At 72.6% G+C, this 17,440-nt stretch carries 18 protein-coding genes; 3 read left to right on the plus strand and 15 right to left on the minus strand.

The window, feature by feature from the left end:
* Window positions 1–74: 74 nt before the first annotated feature.
* Window positions 75–1,010: a DUF5926 family protein gene (locus C7S10_RS04650; RefSeq protein WP_108343163.1), complete on the minus strand. Its 936-nt coding sequence runs from the start codon at window positions 1,008–1,010 to the stop codon at window positions 75–77.
* A gap of 190 nt (window positions 1,011–1,200) precedes the next feature.
* Here C7S10_RS04650 and C7S10_RS04655 point away from each other — a divergent pair, with 190 nt between their 5' ends.
* The gene (locus C7S10_RS04655) at window positions 1,201–2,694 is read left to right on the plus strand and encodes a glycosyl hydrolase family 18 protein (RefSeq protein WP_207769223.1); all 1,494 of its coding nucleotides are present in this window, start codon (window positions 1,201–1,203) and stop codon (window positions 2,692–2,694) included.
* A 108-nt stretch (window positions 2,695–2,802) separates the two neighbouring features.
* Here C7S10_RS04655 and C7S10_RS04660 read toward each other — a convergent pair whose 3' ends face one another.
* The 7 genes from C7S10_RS04660 to C7S10_RS04690 form a co-directional block, all read right to left on the minus strand.
* A complete protein-coding gene (locus tag C7S10_RS04660) occupies window positions 2,803–3,582 on the minus strand; it encodes a glycerophosphodiester phosphodiesterase (RefSeq protein ID WP_108343164.1) in 780 nt (259 codons plus the stop codon).
* A complete protein-coding gene (locus C7S10_RS04665; protein WP_108343165.1) occupies window positions 3,579–5,000 on the minus strand; it encodes an MFS transporter in 1,422 nt (473 codons plus the stop codon). The genes C7S10_RS04660 and C7S10_RS04665 overlap by 4 nt, the downstream gene beginning before the upstream one ends.
* A gap of 110 nt (window positions 5,001–5,110) precedes the next feature.
* Window positions 5,111–5,698, minus strand: coding sequence for a mycothiol transferase (locus C7S10_RS04670; RefSeq protein ID WP_108343166.1), 588 nt, complete (start codon window positions 5,696–5,698; stop codon window positions 5,111–5,113).
* Between the two features lie 70 nt (window positions 5,699–5,768).
* The gene (locus C7S10_RS04675) at window positions 5,769–6,266 is read right to left on the minus strand and encodes a GNAT family N-acetyltransferase (RefSeq protein ID WP_243395200.1); all 498 of its coding nucleotides are present in this window, start codon (window positions 6,264–6,266) and stop codon (window positions 5,769–5,771) included.
* 28 nt (window positions 6,267–6,294) lie between these two features.
* Window positions 6,295–6,753: a DUF2087 domain-containing protein gene (locus C7S10_RS04680; RefSeq protein ID WP_108343167.1), complete on the minus strand. Its 459-nt coding sequence runs from the start codon at window positions 6,751–6,753 to the stop codon at window positions 6,295–6,297.
* A 193-nt stretch (window positions 6,754–6,946) separates the two neighbouring features.
* Complete coding sequence (locus C7S10_RS04685; protein ID WP_108343168.1) at window positions 6,947–8,146, minus strand: ATP-binding protein; 1,200 nt, start codon at window positions 8,144–8,146, stop codon at window positions 6,947–6,949.
* Window positions 8,147–8,189: 43 nt separating this feature from the next.
* Window positions 8,190–8,459 carry a hypothetical protein gene (locus C7S10_RS04690; protein WP_108343169.1) on the minus strand — a complete coding sequence of 90 codons (270 nt, stop codon included), beginning with the start codon at window positions 8,457–8,459 and terminating at the stop codon, window positions 8,190–8,192.
* A 48-nt stretch (window positions 8,460–8,507) separates the two neighbouring features.
* Here C7S10_RS04690 and C7S10_RS04695 point away from each other — a divergent pair, with 48 nt between their 5' ends.
* On the plus strand, window positions 8,508–9,374 hold the full coding sequence (locus tag C7S10_RS04695) for a DNA-formamidopyrimidine glycosylase family protein (RefSeq protein ID WP_108343170.1): 867 nt from the start codon (window positions 8,508–8,510) through the stop codon (window positions 9,372–9,374).
* Window position 9,375: 1 nt separating this feature from the next.
* On the opposite strand, the gene C7S10_RS04700 is transcribed toward C7S10_RS04695, so the two are convergent.
* Window positions 9,376–9,810, minus strand: coding sequence for a hypothetical protein (locus tag C7S10_RS04700; protein ID WP_108343171.1), 435 nt, complete (start codon window positions 9,808–9,810; stop codon window positions 9,376–9,378).
* A 23-nt stretch (window positions 9,811–9,833) separates the two neighbouring features.
* Window positions 9,834–10,508: a leucyl/phenylalanyl-tRNA--protein transferase gene (aat, locus tag C7S10_RS04705; protein ID WP_108343172.1), complete on the minus strand. Its 675-nt coding sequence runs from the start codon at window positions 10,506–10,508 to the stop codon at window positions 9,834–9,836.
* A gap of 43 nt (window positions 10,509–10,551) precedes the next feature.
* On the opposite strand from aat, the gene C7S10_RS04710 reads away from it, so the two are divergent.
* Window positions 10,552–11,235 (plus strand): EcsC family protein, encoded by a 684-nt coding sequence (locus tag C7S10_RS04710; protein ID WP_108343173.1) that lies wholly within the window; start codon window positions 10,552–10,554, stop codon window positions 11,233–11,235.
* A 9-nt stretch (window positions 11,236–11,244) separates the two neighbouring features.
* Here C7S10_RS04710 and C7S10_RS04715 read toward each other — a convergent pair whose 3' ends face one another.
* Genes C7S10_RS04715 through C7S10_RS04735 form a run of 5 tightly spaced genes read right to left on the minus strand, consistent with a single transcriptional unit; the run spans window position 11,245 to window position 17,438 of the window.
* Window positions 11,245–12,423, minus strand: coding sequence for a hypothetical protein (locus tag C7S10_RS04715; RefSeq protein WP_108343174.1), 1,179 nt, complete (start codon window positions 12,421–12,423; stop codon window positions 11,245–11,247).
* The gene (locus tag C7S10_RS04720) at window positions 12,420–13,550 is read right to left on the minus strand and encodes a hypothetical protein (RefSeq protein WP_133176425.1); all 1,131 of its coding nucleotides are present in this window, start codon (window positions 13,548–13,550) and stop codon (window positions 12,420–12,422) included. The genes C7S10_RS04715 and C7S10_RS04720 overlap by 4 nt, the downstream gene beginning before the upstream one ends.
* Complete coding sequence (locus C7S10_RS04725) at window positions 13,547–14,635, minus strand: hypothetical protein (protein WP_108343176.1); 1,089 nt, start codon at window positions 14,633–14,635, stop codon at window positions 13,547–13,549. The genes C7S10_RS04720 and C7S10_RS04725 overlap by 4 nt, the downstream gene beginning before the upstream one ends.
* Window positions 14,632–15,534 (minus strand): hydroxymethylglutaryl-CoA lyase, encoded by a 903-nt coding sequence (locus C7S10_RS04730; protein WP_108343177.1) that lies wholly within the window; start codon window positions 15,532–15,534, stop codon window positions 14,632–14,634. Before C7S10_RS04730 ends, C7S10_RS04725 begins: the two co-directional genes overlap by 4 nt.
* Window positions 15,531–17,438, minus strand: a complete 1,908-nt coding sequence (locus tag C7S10_RS04735; protein WP_243395201.1) for an ATP-binding protein — start codon at window positions 17,436–17,438, stop codon at window positions 15,531–15,533. Before C7S10_RS04735 ends, C7S10_RS04730 begins: the two co-directional genes overlap by 4 nt.
* Between the last annotated feature and the right edge of the window lie 2 nt (window positions 17,439–17,440).

Here is a 17,440-nt window from a genome sequence, read left to right on the forward strand (position 1 = left end):
GGATACAACAACGGCCGGGCAGAGAGAAAACTACTCCCCAGCAACCTGCGAGACAAGACGCGGGGGGTGCTTCTTCAGCGAATGGTCACCTGACGGTTCGCCAGACCGGCCCGCGCGGACCGCTCGGCGGCACTCAGGTCGCCCGACTGAGACAGCGCCTCGGTCAGGTCGGCGGCGAAGGTGGCCGCCGGCCCCTCGAGCACGTCGGCACCCGTCCCGACCGGCAGGTCCCACACCGGGGCGAGCAGGCCGTGCGCGCGGAACATGCCCACGAAGCGCGACCCCTCGGCCACCGAGTCCTGGCCGGCGGCGTGCAGTCGGGCGAGCGCGCTGAGCAGCTCGTCCTCCTGGTGCGGCATCACCCAGCGCAGGTGCTCCTTCGGACCGACGTTGGTCCAGTACGCCGCCTCGACCCCGCTCAGGCGCACGGTCGGGTTGGCGGCGCCGTTGGCCTCCTCGAGCGCGGCGGCCATGGCGTCGTCCTTCACCTCGACGTCGTCGGCCCAGTAGCCGAAGCCGTCGTGGACGGTGATGTCGAGCGAGTCGTCGGTGATCAGGTCCTGCAGCCGCTTGCCCTCGCCGGGCGGGGAGGTGAGCCCCACGATGCCCGGCTCGGTGGTCGCGATCGCCGCCTCCAGCACCGCGCCGAGGTCGCGTGCCGGGTCGCCGTACTGGTGGGCGACCTGCAGCCCGAGCCAGATCGCGCCGCTGTCGCGGACCATCGCCGGCGCCGCCATCGGCAGCAGCGTGCAGAGCCGGACCTCGCGGTCGGTGCTGGGCACGGTCAGCGGCACGGTCGCCGCGGGGACGAGCTCGCGCAGCGCGATCACGTCGCACTCGCCGGGCAGGCCCTCGAACGGGCGGTTGACGAACACGGGGGCAGCACCGCCGGCGGCGCCGTGGCACGCCTTGTAGCGCTTGCCCGAGCCGCAGGGACAGGGCTGGCGGGGACCGACCTCGCCCTCGGCGGGAGCGGTGTCGCGGGCTTTGGTGCGGGACTTCTTGGCCATGCGGTGAGGCTATCCAACGCTCGCGCGCGCCGCCGCGCCGCGTCCGCTGGTCTGCGTACCCCGACAGCCGGTGGTCCGGTCGCGATGCACCACGACCGTTGACAGTCGATCGAACCCGGTCCTAGCGTGATGGGAATGGTGTTTGTTAGGTCGCTTAACTAATCCTCTCTCTCGGGCCTTGGAGGCCAACATGGAATCGACCCTCAGATCCGTCCGTCCCCTCGCCAACCCGGTCGTCGCCGCGGTCGTCGCGATGCTGGGCACCCTCGCCCTGCTGGTCGCGCTGGTCGCGATGCCACGCGGCGCGATCGAGCCCGCCGGCGCCGCCGTCGCCTGTCCGGCCAAGACGTGGACCGCCAGCGCCGTCTTCGTCGGCGGCGACAAGGTCACCCACGCCGGACACGCCTGGCGCGCCAAGTGGTGGACCCAGGGCGAGACCCCGGGCACGACCGGCGAGTGGGGGGTGTGGGTGGACGAGGGCGCGTGCACCTCCGGCCCGACCACCCCGCCCACCACGCCGCCCACCACCCCGCCCACGACTCCGCCCACGACCCCGCCGACGACCAACCCCCCGACCACGGGCCAGAAGACGGTCGGCTACTTCACCGAGTGGGGCGTGTACGACCGCAACTACGACGTGAAGAACATCGACACGAGCGGCTCGGCCTCACGACTGACGCACATCGTCTACGCCTTCGGCAACGTGCAGAACGGCGCGTGCACCGTCGGTGACTCCTACGCGGCGTACGACAAGTTCCACTCCGCAGCGGAGAGCGTCGACGGCGTCGCGGACACCTGGGACAACGGCGCGCTGCGGGGCAACTTCAACCAGCTGCGCAAGCTCAAGGCGAAGTACCCGAACCTCAAGGTCGTGTGGTCGTTCGGCGGCTGGACCTGGTCCGGTGGCTTCACCCAGGCCGCGCAGAACCCGGCCGCCTTCGCCGACTCCTGCTACAAGCTGGTCAACGACCCGCGCTGGGCCGGCGTCTTCGACGGCATCGACATCGACTGGGAGTATCCCAACGCGTGCGGCCTGTCCTGCGACGCGAGCGGCTCGTCGGCGTACCCCAACCTGATGCGGGCCCTGCGCCAGCGGTTCGGCAACCAGCTCGTCACCTCGGCCATCACGGCCGACGGCACGGCCGGCGGCAAGATCGAGAAGGGCGGCTACCAGACGGCTGCGTCATCGGTCGACTTCTACATGGTGATGAGCTACGACTACTTCGGCGCCTTTGCACCGCAGGGCCCGACCGCCCCGCACTCGCCGCTGACGGACTACCCGGGCATCCCGGTGGCCGGCTTCAACGGCGAGCAGGCGATCAACAAGCTCACCCAGCTCGGGGTGCCGGCCAGCAAGCTGCTGCTCGGCGTCGGCTTCTACGGTCGCGGCTGGACCGGGGTGAGCCAGGCGGCTCCGGGGGGCTCGGCCTCCGGGGCCGCGCCGGGCACCTACGAGCCCGGCATCGAGGACTACGAGGTGCTCGCGCAGCGCTGCCCGCCCACGGGCACGGTGGGCGGCACGGCCTACGCGAAGTGCGGCGACCAGTGGTGGAGCTACGACACCCCGGCCACGCTCCGCACGAAGGCGGCCTGGTCGAGGCAGAAGGGCCTGGGTGGCACCTTCTTCTGGGAGCTGAACGGCGACACCCCTGACGGAGTCCTGATCCGTGCGCTGACCAGCTGATCCCTCGACCCGGGCGAGCGCTCGGGGCAGGCGGGCCCGTGGGTGGGAGACCACCCGCGGGCCCGCGCTGCGTCAGGCGGCCGGACGACCGGACTCAGGCGACCGGACTCAGGCGTCCAGCAGCTCGAGCATGTAGGCCGGCTTGTCGCTGATCACCGCGGTGACGCCGAGGTCGAGGCAGATCTGCAGCTCCTCGGCCGTGTTGACGGTCCACACGTGGATCTCGCGGCCGGCCAGCCGCAGGTGCTTGCCGAGGCCTGGGTGGTCGCGCAGCTCGTCGATGCCGGGGCCGATGATCCAGTCCTTGCCGACGGCTCGCCGCAGCAGCGGCCAGTGGTGGGCCTTCTCGATCAGCATCACCACAGGGAGCTGGGGCGCCATCCGCTGCAACCGTTGCAGGGCGGTGAAGCTGAAGCTCATCACCCGCACCGGCGAGTCGGCGCCCGTCCACCCGAAGTCGGAGAGCAGCTCGACGAGCCGGCGCTCGACCAGGGAGCCGTAGCGCGTCGGGTGCTTGGTCTCGATCGCCATCTCGACCCGGCGCCCTGCGTCGGCGACGGTCTCGAGCAGCTTGCGCAGGGTGAGGACCTTGTCGTCCTCCGGGTCGGAGTCGGCAGCCTCGTCGTCGAGCTCGGCCCACGGGTTCTTCCAGGACGCGAAGTCGAGGGCGTCGAGGTCCTCGAGGTTCATCGTCGAGACGACGCCCCTGGTCGCCGCCGTCCGGCGCAGGTCGCGGTCGTGGACGCACACCAGGTGACCGTCGGCCGTCAGGCGTACGTCGCACTCGAGCGCTCCGGCGCCGACGGCGATCGCCCGCTTGTAGGCCCTGAGTGTGTGCTCGGCGTTCTCGTGGCTGGCGCCCCGGTGCGCGACGACCTGCGGCCTCATGCTGGCAGCGTAGGGCTCCCGGACCGGCTGGTGGTGGAGGCGACCGGCACTGCCCCCGAACTGGTGACGGGCGCCTCGTCGACGTGCAGGTCGCGTCCCCGGGTCTCCGGCAGCAGCCGCGCGCAGAGCAGCGAGAGGATCGCGATCGCCGCGTTGTAGGTCGCGACCCACCACAGCGTCCCGTCGCCCAGCGTGACGAGCCACGCGGCGATGAGCGGGGTGAGGCCGGAGGCGAGGATGCCGGAGACCTGGTAGAGCGTGGACAGGGCGGAGTAGCGGTAGCGCGTGTCGAACAGCTCCGACCAGAACGCGGCGAGCGGGCCGTAGATCACGCCGTACAGCACGCCGAGCCCACCGATGAAGGCGGCGGCGACCGACAGGGTCGTGCCGTGCTGCACGAGCCAGGCGGCGGGGAAGGCGAAGAGCAGGGCAAGCGTCGCTCCGGTCGAGAACACCCGCTTGCGCCCGAGCCGGTCGCTGAGGCCGCCGGCCACCACGACCAGCACCACGCCGAGCGCGGCCCCGACGAGGATCGCGTTGAGGGCGGTCGACTTCTCGATCCCGACGTTCTTCACGGCGTAGGCGAGCAGGTAGACCGAGAAGAGGTTGAACGTGAAGCCCTCGATGAAGCGGGTGCCCATGCCGAGCAGCAGCCGCCGCGGCTGGCGCCGGAACAGCTCCGTCACGGGCAGGGTCGAGATCTCCTTCTCCTCCGCCACGACCTGGAAGGCCGGGGTCTCCATCACGCTCAGCCGGATCCACGCGCCGATGCCGAGCAGCACGATGCTGATCAGGAAGCAGGCGCGCCAGCCCCAGGCGAGGAACGACTCGTCGGGCAGCTGGCTGGCGACGGCGAACGCGCCGCTGGCCAGGAACAACCCACCGGGCACGCCGATGTGGGCGAAGCTGCCGAAGAAGCCACGGCGCTGCGGCGGGGCGAACTCGACGGCGAGCAGCACGGCGCCGCCGTACTCACCCCCGACGCCGATGCCCTGCAGGATCCGCAGGACGACCAGCAGCACCGGCGCCCAGACGCCGATCTGGTCGTACGTCGGCAGCACCCCGATCGCCGCCGTGCCGGCGCCCATGATGAGCAGCGTCCAGATCAGCATCGTCTTGCGCCCGATGCGGTCGCCGAAGTGACCGAAGATCAGCCCGCCGATCGGGCGCGCGATGAAGCCCACCGCGAAGGTGCCGAACGCCGCGAACTGGGCGGCCGGTCCGGAGAGGCCGTTGAAGAACAGCTGGTCGAAGACCAGGCCGGCGGCCGTGCCGTAGAGGAAGAAGTCGTACCACTCGATGGTCGCGCCGACCGCGCTCGCGAGGGCGACGCGACGCGCCTCGCCGGGCGACGGCGTGCGCTGGTCCGCGGCGGGCTCGGTCGCCGCGTGGCGACCGGTGGCGGTGGTGCTCGACATGGGGGCTCCTGGGCAGCGGGCTGCCGGATCGACGACGACGAATCAATCTGCAGTAAACCACTACATTTTGTTCGTGTCGCATCCGGCGTCCGCCGACGGGTCCGTCGGGCTCAGCTCGCGGCGCTGCTCCAGGGCTGGATGAAGTCGTTGCCGGGGATGTCGTGGACGGCCATCGTCAGCTGGCCGGCCAGGGCGCCGTCGAGCTGCTCGCGGACGATGTCGGCGTGCCCGGCGTGGCGGGCGAACTCCTCGACCAGGTGCAGCGCCAGCATCCGGCCGGTGACCGTCGTGGGCTCCATCCGTCCGAACCACGGTGCCGGCGCCTCGACGGCGTCGGCGCCCGGGTCCATCGTGGCAACGGCGTCGACGAGCGCGGCGGTGGCGGCGTCGTACGTCGCGAGGACCTGCTCCAGCGTCTCTTCCTCGGTCAGCGCGAAGCTGCCGTAGAACAAGGCGTAGTCGTCCTCGGTCAGCTCCCACCCGCGCTCGCCGCTGGCGCAGGCCTCGCGGCGCTGCCAGGTCGGCCAGCCGCTGGCGAGGTGCTTGAGGATGCCGCCGATGCTGAGGTCGCTGCGCGCCGGGACCCGGCGCGCCTCCTCCTCGGTCAGGCCGAAGGCGGCGGTCCGGACAGCCTCGACCTGCTCGCGCAGGAAGGTGGCGAGGGCGGCTGCTTCGTCGAGACGGGCGGGCTGGATCATGGTGTGCTCCTGGGGATCTCGCTGGGTCGGTGAGACCACCCTCCCGCCCGAGGCGGACCGTTCGTGTCCGCTAGCCGCGGGCGTACACGACGACGTCCAGGTCGTGCATCACCGAGGTCCGGTCCAGCTCCAGACCGACCTTCTCGGCGACGCGGCGCGACGCCCGGTTGTCGGGTCGGATGATCGCGATCACCCGCTCGACGCCCCGGCTCCGGGCGAAGTCGACGCAGGCCGCGGCCGCCTCGGAGCCGAGGCCCTCGCCCTGGCGGTCGGCCACCACGTGATAGCCGACCTCGAGCTCGTCGACGCCGTCGAGGCGCTGCCAGGTCAGGCCGCAGTCGCCCACGAACCCGCCGTCGTGGTCCTCGATCACCCACAGGCCGAAGCCGTCCCGGGCGTAGCCCCGCCGGCACCACTCGATCCAGGCCAGCGCCTCGTCCCGCGTCTTGGGCCGCGGGTAGTGCGCCATCACCACCGGGTCGCCGAGCAGGCGGGCCATCGCGTCGAGGTCGTCCTCGACCATCCGGCGGAAGGTCAGGCGACGGGTGGGCGGCGGCACGTCGGTCACGGCACCAGTGTCGGTCACCGCTGCTCCGTCATCGCCCAGCGAGGAACCCCGGCAGCCAGTGGTCCTCCCACGCCGGGATCTCCTGCCGCTCGACCGGCGCCCGCTCGGGAGCCGTCGCGGCGACGCGGTAGGTGCCGTCGGCCCGCTCGAGGTAGCGGTAGTTCACCAGCTCACGACGCAGGTAGGCGAAGTCCTCGTGCACCCCGAGCAGCACCTCGTTGACCTGCTTCTCGGAGTAGTCGCGGCCCGGTTCGAAGCGGGTCAGCACCTCGAGCAGCGCGGCCGCCCGCACCTTCCGCTTCGCCGGCACCCGCGCGAGCCGGCCGTCGGTGAAGAGGCGCCGCACCAGCCGTTCCTGCTCGGTGCGCGCAGCGGCGTACGCCGAGGCCTCGCGCGCCTCGATCGCGGCCCGGGCCACCGTGTAGCTCTCGCCGGTGTCGGCCATCCGCGCACGGACGACCCGCTTGAAGTCGCTGTTCCTGGTCACTGCACTCACCTCGACTGCGATGCGTCCCCAGTCCGCCGCCGCAGTGCGTGAGACGTGACGGCTCGATCCACTCGCCCGAGGATCCGCTCCCCTTCGCCACCTCGCCCGGACTGGGGCCGACGCGCAGGCTGGGCGCTGGACGGCGCCGCTGGGAGAAGCGTGCCACGGCGGGTACGGCGACCGCGAACCGGTTTCAGCCGACGTGCTCGCGCAGGTAGCGCCCGAAGTGGGGCACGGTGAACGCAATGCGGCCGCGCTCGCCGGAGTAGATGAGGCCCTTCTTGAGCAGCGCGTCGCGGGCCGGCGAGAGCGACTGCGGCTTCTTGTCCAGCGCCGCGGCGACGTCGGCGGTGGGGACGGCGTCGACGTCCGGGTCGTCGGACGCGGCCGCGACGTCGGCCATCGCCCGGAGGTAGTCGCGCTCCCCCGGCGTCGCCCGCTCGTAGCGCGAGCCGAAGAAGCCGACCGCGAGCTCCGACTCGGCCTCGGGCGTCGCGACCAGCACGTCGTCGAGGGTGATCGGAGAGCGTGGGGCACGGTCCCAGACGGCCTTGCCGTAGGCCTGGATGAAGTAGGGGTAGCCGCCGGTCGCGGTGTGCATCGCGGCCAGCGCCTCGTCGGTGAACGCGGCGTCCTCGTCGGCCGCCGGCGCCGTCAGCGCGCGGTCGGACGCGTCGCGGGCCAGACGGTCGATGCGCTGGTAGCGGAAGAGGCGCTCGGAGTAGGACTTGCTGGCGGACAGCACGGCGGGCAGGTGGGGCAGGCCGGCGCCGACCACGATCACGGGCAGGCCGGTCTGGCTGATCTCGTGGCAGGCCGCGCAGAGGGCGGACACGTCGTCGGGTCCGAGGTCCTGCATCTCGTCGATGAAGATCGCGATCCCCTTGCCGACGTCGGCCGCCAGGCCTCCGAGGTCGGTGAAGAGCTCGACGAGGTCGATCTCGATGTCGCCCGAGTCGGCCCGGCCACGGACGGCCGGCACGTCGATCCCGGGGCTCCACTGGTCCTTGAGCTTCGCGTTGGCGCCGGCGTCGCGGTGGGCGAAGGCCTTGATCACCCCGAGCACGTGGTCGACGCTGTCGGCGTCGGTGTGCCCGAGCTCGCGCACGGCCTGGTGGAGCGCACTGCTCAGCGGGCGGCGCAGTCCCTGGTCGGGGCGGGCCTCGAGCTTGCCGGTCCCCCAGCGCCGACGGACGGCGGCCGAGCGCAGCGCGTTGAGGAGGACGGTCTTGCCGACGCCGCGCAGGCCGGTCAGCACGAGCGATCGCTCGGGCCGGCCCTTGACCACCCGCTCGAGCACCACGTCGAAGGCAGCCAGCTGCTCGTCGCGGCCGGCGAGCTCGGGCGGGCGCTGCCCCGCGCCGGGCGCGTAGGGGTTCCTGATCGGGTCCACGATCAGACGGTATCGGCGGGTCTAGCGAAAACCGTAGATTTGCTCAGCCCGCGTGGTGGTGGTGGAGCGGCATCGTGTCCTCGCGGGAGGCGGCGACGGCGTACGCCGCGTCGAGCCCGCGCCTCAGCATGTCGATCAGCGCCGGGACCTCGTCGACGGCGAGCCGGAACGACCCGCTGCAGACGTTGTCGCGCCACAGCGAGACCACGACCAGGTCGGCGTCGTGGTGCCACGAGACGCGAAGCGCACGGTCGTCGCCGCGGGCGTCGAAGAAGATCGACCCCGTCAGAGGCAACGGTCGGGCGAGAGCCATGCTCCATTCTCCCCGGTGAGTCAAGGTCCGGCGCCCTACACTCGGCGCATGCCCGAGCTGCCCGAGGTGGAAGCCCTGGCCCTCGACCTGAAGGGCCGGCTCCTCGACCGCGCGATCACCCGCATCGACCTGGCGGCCTTCAGCGCCCTCAAGACCTTCGACCCGCCGCTGCACTCGCTGCACGGCACGCTCGTCGAGGACGTCACCCGGCACGGCAAGTTCCTCGACATCACCGCGTCGGGCACCCACCTGATCATGCACCTGGCCCGCGCCGGCTGGGTGCGCTGGCGCGAGGAGGTGCCGGCCCTGCCGGCCAGGCCCAACAGCAAGAACCCGCTCGCCGCGCGGATCGTGATCGACGACGAGGCCGGGCTCGACGTGACCGAGGCCGGCACCAAGAAGAGCCTGGCGATCTACGTCGTCCGCGACCCGCAGGACGTGCCGGGCATCGCGCGCCTCGGGCCGGACCCGCTCGACGACGCCTTCACCATCGACGTGCTCGGCGCCATCCTGCAGTCGGAGGGGCGCAAGCAGATCAAGGGCGTGCTGCGCTACCAGGGCACGATCGCCGGCATCGGCAACGCCTACTCCGACGAGATCCTGCACGCGGCCCGCATGTCGCCGTACAAGCCGTCGAGCAGCATCGAGGGCGACGACCTGCAGACGCTGTTCGACGCGATCAAGGGGACCATCGGCGCCGCCGTCGAGCGCTCGCGCGGGCTGCACGCCAGCGAGCTCAAGGGCGAGAAGAAGACCAACCTCGCCGTCCACGGCCGCACCGGCCAGGCCTGCCCGGTGTGCGGCGACGTCGTGCGCGAGGTGTCCTTCGCCGACTCGAGCCTGCAGTACTGCGCGACGTGCCAGACCGGCGGGAAGCCGCTGGCCGATCGGCGGATGAGCAAGCTGCTGAAGTAGGTCAGCTCGTCGGCGTCGGGGTGCCGGTCGGCACCTCGGGGGCGCCGCAGGTGTCGAGGACGTACTCCTCGAACGACGCCCGCGCCTTCTCCTCGCCCGGTGTCATGTCCTGGTCGATCCTGTCGAAGTCCTCCGCGGTCGAGCCGTCCTTCAGCTCGGCGACCTCGCGGATCATCAGGTCGAAGGCCTCCCGCGCGTCCTCCGGCATGTCCTCGGGCGTGCCGACCTCCTCGAAGTCGCGGCCCCACTTCCGGATGACGTCGAGCGCCTCCTCCTGCGTCGTGCCGGACATGTCCGCGAGGTCGACCAGGAGGCTGTCGTGCTGCGCGCAGAACTCCTTCTCGGAGGCGTCGGTGGGCGAGGCGTCGGAGCACCCGGCCACCGCCAGCCCCAGCACCAGGAGCGACGTGGCGAGCGTGGTCTTCGCTGTCGGCATGGCTCCATGCTGCCCCAGCGACCTCAGCCGAACGCAGTCGGCAGCGGCGCCGAGGCGGCGACACGCAGGCGTTCGAGGTACGCCGCGCGGCTGATCTCCACCACCCCGAGCGTGGCCAGGTGGGGGGTCTGCCACTGCACGTCGAGGGTCCGCCGGTCGGCGTGCTCGTCGCGCAGCAGGTCGACGAGACCCATCAGCGCCACCTTCGAGGCGTCCCGCTCGTGGTGGAACATCGACTCGCCGGCGAACAGGCCGCCGATCGCGACGCCGTAGAGCCCGCCCGCCAGTCGGCCGTCGCGCCAGGTCTCGACGGAGTGCGCCCAGCCGAGGCGGTGCAGCTCGAGGTAGGCCGAGCGCACGTCGCGGGTGATCCAGCCACCCTCGCGGCGCCGGTCGCCGCAGGCGTCGATGACCTGCTCGAAGTCGGCGTCGACGCGGACCTCGAAGTCCCGCGCGGACCGGCGCAACGACTTGGACACGACCATCCCGCCGAGGGGCAGCACCCCGCGGCGTACGGGCGAGAACCAGCCGATCGGGTCGCGGGGCGAGCCGACCGGCATCGGGAAGAGGCCCTGCAGGTAGGCCCAGATCAAGGTGCTCGGCGCGAGGTCGCCGCCCATCGCGACGAGGTCGTCCTCGGGGTCCCACTCGGCCGGCTCCGGGAAGACCCACGGCGACGGGTCGGGCAGGACGGGCATGCAGGCGAACCTATCGCTGGGGACCCGGCTCTAGGCTTGGCGCATGAGTCTCAGGGGCAACGTCGGTCGTGCGCTGGCGCCGAAGATCACCTCGGCCGCGCCCGGCCTGACCACGTCGTTCGTGCGGGAGGCGCTCAACCGGGCCATCGACGGGGTCGGGCCGCTCCCCGGCGCGGCGGCCGCGGCCGACAAGCAGCTCGCGGAGCAGCGCGGCGACGTCGACCGCGCGATCCACGAGGTCATCGAGAACCACGTCCGCTACGCCGGCGCGCAGGGCTTCCTCACCAACGTCGGTGGTCTCGTCACCGCCGCCGTCACCATCCCCGCCAACGTCACCGGCCTGACGCTCGTGCAGTGCCGGATGATCGCGGGCATCGCCCACCTCCGCGGCCACGACCTGGCCGACCCGCGCGTGCGCAACGCGATCCTGACCACGCTCCTCGGCGAGGACTCCGTCGCCACGCTCGTGAAGAAGGGCAAGCTCCCCGCGCCGCCGATGGCGCTGGCGACCGCGCCCGCCCACGACGCCGGGCTCGACAAGATCATCCAGGCCGAGGTCGGCGCCGACCTCGTGGCCCGCGTCGCCGGAAAGCGGCTCGCCGTCACCGTCGGGCGCCGCGTGCCGGTCGTCGGTGGACTCGTCGGCATGGGCGCCGACGGGTTCGCGACGTGGAAGGTGGGGCGCTACGCCGACCGCGAGATCCTCGCCCGCCCGAAGCCTCGGTAGTCACGGCTCCTAGCGGCGGCGCGCCCTGCGGTACGCCGCGAGGGCGACGCGACCCGGTCGGCTGGTCTCCATCGACTGCACGGTCTTCTCGGCCACCGTGCGCCGGGCGAGGTCGAGCTCGCGGCGGGTCTCGTCGAGCTCGCGCGCCAGGTCGGCCTCGACCGTGCGCAGGCGCGAGCCCTCGACGAGCAGCGCCTTGATGACGTCCAGCGCGGGCGGCAGCAGGTCGGCCGCGGGGGCGGAGTCGGGGTCGGTGAACGACTCGGCGGGCTGGCCGACGAGGTCGGCCACGTCGCCCACGACGTCGTACCCCCGCTTCTCGATCTCCTCGACCCACGTCCGCGACAGCTCCTGCACCCACTCCTGCGTGGCCGGCGGGAGACCGAGCCGGGCCGACGTCGTGCGGCGCGACAGCGTCTGGTGGGCGAGCAGCTCGCGCACGAGCGGGCGGTAGTCGGGCGGGTCGACGACGGAGGTGACGCGCTTGTTGATCAGCCGCAGCAGCGCGGTCTCCGGGACGCCCAGCGAGGGGTTGGCGCGGTCGGGGGTGAGGTCGAGCTCGAGCCCGTCGAGGCCGAAGGTGTGGCTGAAGCGGCGCCACAGCTCGTCGGGCGCGGCACCCGGCCGCGGCACCGTCACGAGGTGCACCTGCTCGGGCGGCAGCGTCGCGCCCCAGCGGGACAGGATGTCGGGGATCTCCTGCGCGCCCCAGAACCACGACCCGATCCGGGTGTCGCGCGCGGGGTCGCGGATCATCTCGAGGAAGTGGGTATAGGAGACGAGGCTGCGGTGCTTGACGTTCTCCTGCCACTCCGCCGGGACCTGGCGGACGAGGTCGCGCACCGACACGATCAGGTGCACCTCGACGCCCGTTCCGAACGAGGTCATCGCCCGGTCGATCTGTGTCGGCGAGGCGGTCGAGAGGATCTCGTGGCTGATGATCGAGGTCCCGGGCCATGCACGCACCTCGGCGGCGAGCCGGTCCCACGCACCGACGGCCTGCGTCTCCAGCCCGCCCCACGTCAGGCGCATCAGGTCGAGCGCCGCCAGGAAATGGCCGTCGAACCGGTCCGCCGGATAGAGGATCCCCGCCTCGCGCAGGCCCTCGCGGTTGCGGAACAGCACGTCCTGCAGGTAGGACGTCCCGGTCTTCGGGGTGCCGACGTGGAGCAGGACCTTCTTCCTCACGGCTGCTCCTTCCAGGTGTCGTCGACCAGCATGCGTACGGCGAGGTCGAGCACCGCCTCGTCCGACGCCGGACCGGTTGCCTGGTCCGTCGCCTCGGCGGGGACCAGGACCGCCGGGTCGCCGACGACAGGGTAGCCACCTCGCCGGAGCTGCTGGACCATCCGCTGCGCCGCCGCGCTGACCCACTCGCGGTGCTCCGCGGGCAGGCCGACGGGCGCGTGCCCGGTGGCCGGCATCCGCGGCAGCAGGGTGTGCGTCATCAGGTCGGCACGCTCGTCCGGCGGCACCAGCAGCCCCACCACGGTGGCGATCCGGCGGGCCAGCTCGGCGGCGTCGGCCCCGGGCCGGACGACGGGCGGCAGGCGGCGTACGCCGAGCAGGTCGGGCAGCCGGTCGCGGTCGAGGACGACCTGCACGTCGCGGTGGCGCGGACGGTGCCGGTCGACCACGGCGGGCAGGTCGATGCGCGGCGGCAGCTCGCCGCGCTGCTGCCAGAACCGCAGCCACTCCAGCCAGGCCCCGGAGCCGCGCTCGAAGCACCGGCGCGTCCACACGTCGGCGAGCAGCTCGTCGAGCGGGGCGCCGATCACGAGAGCTCGGGAGCCGGGACCGCCCGGCGGCCGGCCGAGGCCCGCGAGGTGGTCGCGGAGGTGGGCCGCCTCGACCGGGTCGCCGGCGAGGCGGACCGCCCGGTGCCACGGACGCCGCAACCTGCGCGCGGGCGCCGGCACACCGAGGGCGACGACGTCCTCGGCCAGCACGCTGGTCGCGACCCGGACCAGCTCGTGGGCGGGCAGCTGCGCGGGGTCGACCGGTTGAGGCCCGTACGGCGACGCCTCGACCCCCACGAGCGGCAGGTCCGGCTTCCCACGACCCGGGGCCGCGGCCGTGAGCACGCGGTCGGCGAGCGCTGGTCTCGAGGCTCGCTGCGCTCGCACCTCGACCGGCGAGGTCGACGCATTGAGGCGACGCAGCAGCTCGAGCTGCTGGGCGCCGGGCAGCACCCGAGCGCTCGGCGTCGACCCACCGGTCCAGTCGGCCCACGGCGTGGCGCCGCCGTCGCGCAGGTGCGCGACCCAGCCCCACGCACGGGCCGCACCCACGCTGTCCACGGCCAGCGTGCTCAACGCTCGCGCAGCCTGCGGGCCTGGAGGCGGACGCGCCGGCGGATGCTGTCGGGGTCGGTGCGGTCGGCGGCTTCGCGCGTCATCGTGGTGAGAGCGTCGAGGGCCGCGCCGAGCTGGAGCCGGGGGCTGACCGCGTCGGGGTCGCGCCAGCGCTCGTCGGGGCCGGGGCGGCGCGGGCGCAGGTCCTCGACGTCGCCGATCACGTCGACCCCGGAGCCCTTGATCCACTCGATCCAGCGCTCGCCCTCGGCCTCGGCGTAGTCGTAGCGGTGCGGCGGCAGCCGGACCGGGATCGAGTCGCGGTTGGCCAGGACCTGCTGTGCGAGGAGCTGGCGGATCAGTCCGTCGTACGTCGCGTCGCGCCAGATCGGCATGTCGAGGCGGCGGTTGAGCCGGCGGATCAGCTGGGTCTCGGCGATCCCGAGCCCGCGGTTGTCGCGCTCGGAGTCGAGGGGCGCCCAGGAGGGGTCGATGCCGAAGGCCGTGCAGAAGCGCAGCCAGAGCTCGTCGCCGTGCGGACCGCGCTCGTGCGGGACGGTGACGACGTGCACCCGCTCTGGCGGCAGCTTCGCGCCCCAGCTCGACAACACCTCGGGCAGGTCCATCGCCGCGCGGAACCAGGTCTTGCGCCGCTCGACCATGTTGAGGAAACGGTCGAAGGACCACTTGCGGCCCTGCTTGACGCTCTCCTGCCACGCGGCCGGGAGCTGGCGGCCGAGGTCGCGGGCGGAGTAGACGACGTGCACCTCGCTGCCCTCGAGGTCGTTCATGGCCCGGGCGATCTTCTCCGGCTTGGCCGGCGCCAGGATCTCGTGGCTGATGACGACGGTCCCGTCGGCGCGGCGCACGCGCCGGACCATCGTGTCCCAGGCGCCCTCCGCGTGGCCGGGCCGGCCGCCCCAGTCCTGGTCGATCAGGTCGAGCGCGGCGCGGAAGTGGAAGAGGTCGGCGTCCACGAGCCGGTTCTTGGTCGGGAAGTGCACCCCGTGCCCGGCCAGCGTCGAGGAGTTGAGCATCAGCCGGTCCTGCAGGTAGGTCGTCCCGGTCTTCGGGGCGCCGATGTGGAGATAGACGCGGCGGCTCATGCAGGCGATTGTGCCAGCGCGCGCACCACCGCGCTGGGACTGGGCCGCCCGAGGTGGGAGGCCATCCACACGCTCGTCGACACCACGGCGTCGAGATCGACGCCCGTCTCGATCCCGAGGCCGTCCAGCATCCACACCAGGTCCTCGGTGGCGAGGTTGCCGGTGGCGCTCTTGGCGTACGGGCAGCCGCCGAGGCCGCCCGCGCTGGCGTCGTACGTCGTGATGCCCTCCTGGAGGGCGGAGAACGTGTTGGCCAGCGCCTGACCGTAGGTGTCGTGGAAGTGCATCGCGAGATCGTCGACGCGCATCCCCGCCGCGACGAAGCCGCCGATGAGGTCCTTGACGTGGCCGGCCGTGCCGACGCCGATCGTGTCGCCGAGGCTGAGCTGGCTCGCGCCGAGGTCGAAGAGCCGCTTGCCGACGCCGACGACCTGGTCGATCGGGACGGCTCCCTCCCACGGGTCGCCGAAGCACATCGAGACGTAGGCGCGGACGTCCAGGCCGGCGTCGCGGGCGCGCGTGACGGTCGGCTCGAACATCGCGAACTGCTCGTCGAGGGAGCGGTTGAGGTTCTTCTGCGCGAACGTCTCGGTGGCGCTGCCGAAGATGGCGATGTGCTGGAGGCCGAGCTCGAGCGCGCGGTCGAGGCCCCGCTCGTTGGGCACGAGGACCGGCAGGCCGCGACCCGACTCGCCCAGGGCGGTCATGACGTCGGCCGCGTCGGCGAGCTGTGGGACCCACCTGGGGTGCACGAAGCTCGTGGCCTCGACGACCGGCAGCCCGGCGGCCACGAGGCGCTGGATGAACTCGACCTTCACCTCGGTCGAGATCACGCCCTTCTCGTTCTGCAGGCCGTCGCGCGGGCCGACCTCGTAGATCGTGACCTTCGTCGGCATCATTCGGCGGCCTCCACCACGATCAGGGTGGCGCCGAGGGCGACCTGCTGGCCGGCGGCCGCGTTGACCTCGGTGACGGTCCCCGCGAAGGGCGCCTTGAGCGCGAGCTCCATCTTCATCGCCTCCATCACCCCCAGCGTCTCACCCTCGACGACGGCCTGGCCGACGGCGACGTTGACGGCGAGCACGGTGCCCGGCATGGGGGCGACCAGGGTGCCGTCGCCGGCCTCGGGACCGTGGTCGGCGAACGGGTCGGGCCGCTCCCAGACCCACCGCTGCCCGCGGTGCACGACGTCGACGAAGCCACGCTGCACGTTGAGCACGGCGTGCTCGGCGACCCCGTCCACCATCAGGTGGACCGTGTGGTCGGCCGCGGAGACGAGGCGTACGTCGCGGGTCCGGCCGTCGCTCTCGACGCGCCCGCGCGCCCGGTCGACCACCACGAGGTCGTCGCCGAGGACCACGGTCGCGGGCGCGGGGTCCGCGCCCATCCGCCAGCCGTCGGCCTGCCACGGACCCGGGCCGGCCCGGTTGGACATGGTCTCGAGGAGCACCTCGGTCCACGCACCGAAGACTCGCGCGAGCCCGGCGTCCGGCACCGGGACCTCGTGGCGGTCGAGCCACGCCGTGTCGATGGTCGCGTCGCGGAACTCCTCGGAGTCGGCGAGCGCCCGCAGGAAGCCGGTGTTGGTGGTGATGCCGAGGATGGCGGTCTCGTCTAGCGCCGCCACGAGCGCCGTCCGGGCGGCCTCGCGGTCGGGTCCGGTCGCGACCACCTTGCCGAGCATCGGGTCGTAGGAGGTGCTGACCTCCTGCTCGGCCTCGAGCGCGTGGTCGACGCGGACCGTGGTCGGCCACCGGACGATCGAGGTGCGGCCCGCCTGCGGCAGGAAGCCGTGGAAGGAGTCCTCCGCGTAGACGCGCGCCTCGATGGCGTGGCCCTCGAGCGCGACGTCGTCCTGCGCGAAGCCGAGGGGCTCTCCGGTGGCGACGAGCAGTTGGAGCTCGACGAGGTCGACGCGCTCCCCGCGGATCCGCGTGACCTCCTCGGTGACCGGGTGCTCGACCTGGAGCCGAGTGTTCATCTCGAGGAAGTAGAACTCGCCGGTCGCGTTGTCAAGGAGGAACTCGACGGTGCCGGCACCGGTGTAGCCGACCTGCCGGGCCAGGTCGACGCCGGCCGTCGTGATGGCCGCCTGCTGATCGCTCGTCAGCGTCGGTGCCGGCGCCTCCTCGAGCACCTTCTGGTGCCGACGCTGGGTGGAGCAGTCGCGCTCGAAGAAGTGCAGCACGGTGCCGTGGGAGTCGCCCAGGACCTGCACCTCGATGTGGCGGCCCGACTCGACGTACTTCTCGATGAGCAGCGTGTCGTCGCCGAAGGCCTTCGCCGCCTCGCGGGCCGCGGCGGCCATGGCCTCGGGCAGCTCGGCGGCCGTCCGCACGACACGCATGCCCTTGCCGCCACCACCGGCGGCCGCCTTGACCAGCACCGGGTAGGCCAGCGTGGCGGGGTCGTCGTCGAGGGCGTACGCCGGCACGACGGGCACCCCGGCGGTGACGGCGATCTCGCGGGCGGCGTCCTTGCGGCCCATCGCGTCCATCACGTCGGCGCTCGGGCCGACGAGGGTGATGCCGGACTCGGCGAGGGCGCGCGCGAACGGGGCGCGCTCGGAGAGGAACCCGTAGCCGGGGTGGACGTGGCTCGCGCCGCTCTCGCGGGCGGCGGCGACCACCTCGTCGACGTCGAGGTAGGACCCGACGCGGACGGCACGGTCGGCCTCCCGCACGTGCAGGGCGCCGGCGTCGAGGTCGGTGTGGATCGCGACGGTCTGCCAGCCGAGCCGGCGGGCGGTGCGGATGACGCGGCGGGCGATCTCGCCACGGTTGGCGATCATGACTGTGTTCATCT

The sequence above is a fragment of the Nocardioides currus genome (genome assembly GCF_003057875.1).
GTDB lineage: Bacteria > Actinomycetota > Actinomycetes > Propionibacteriales > Nocardioidaceae > Nocardioides > Nocardioides currus.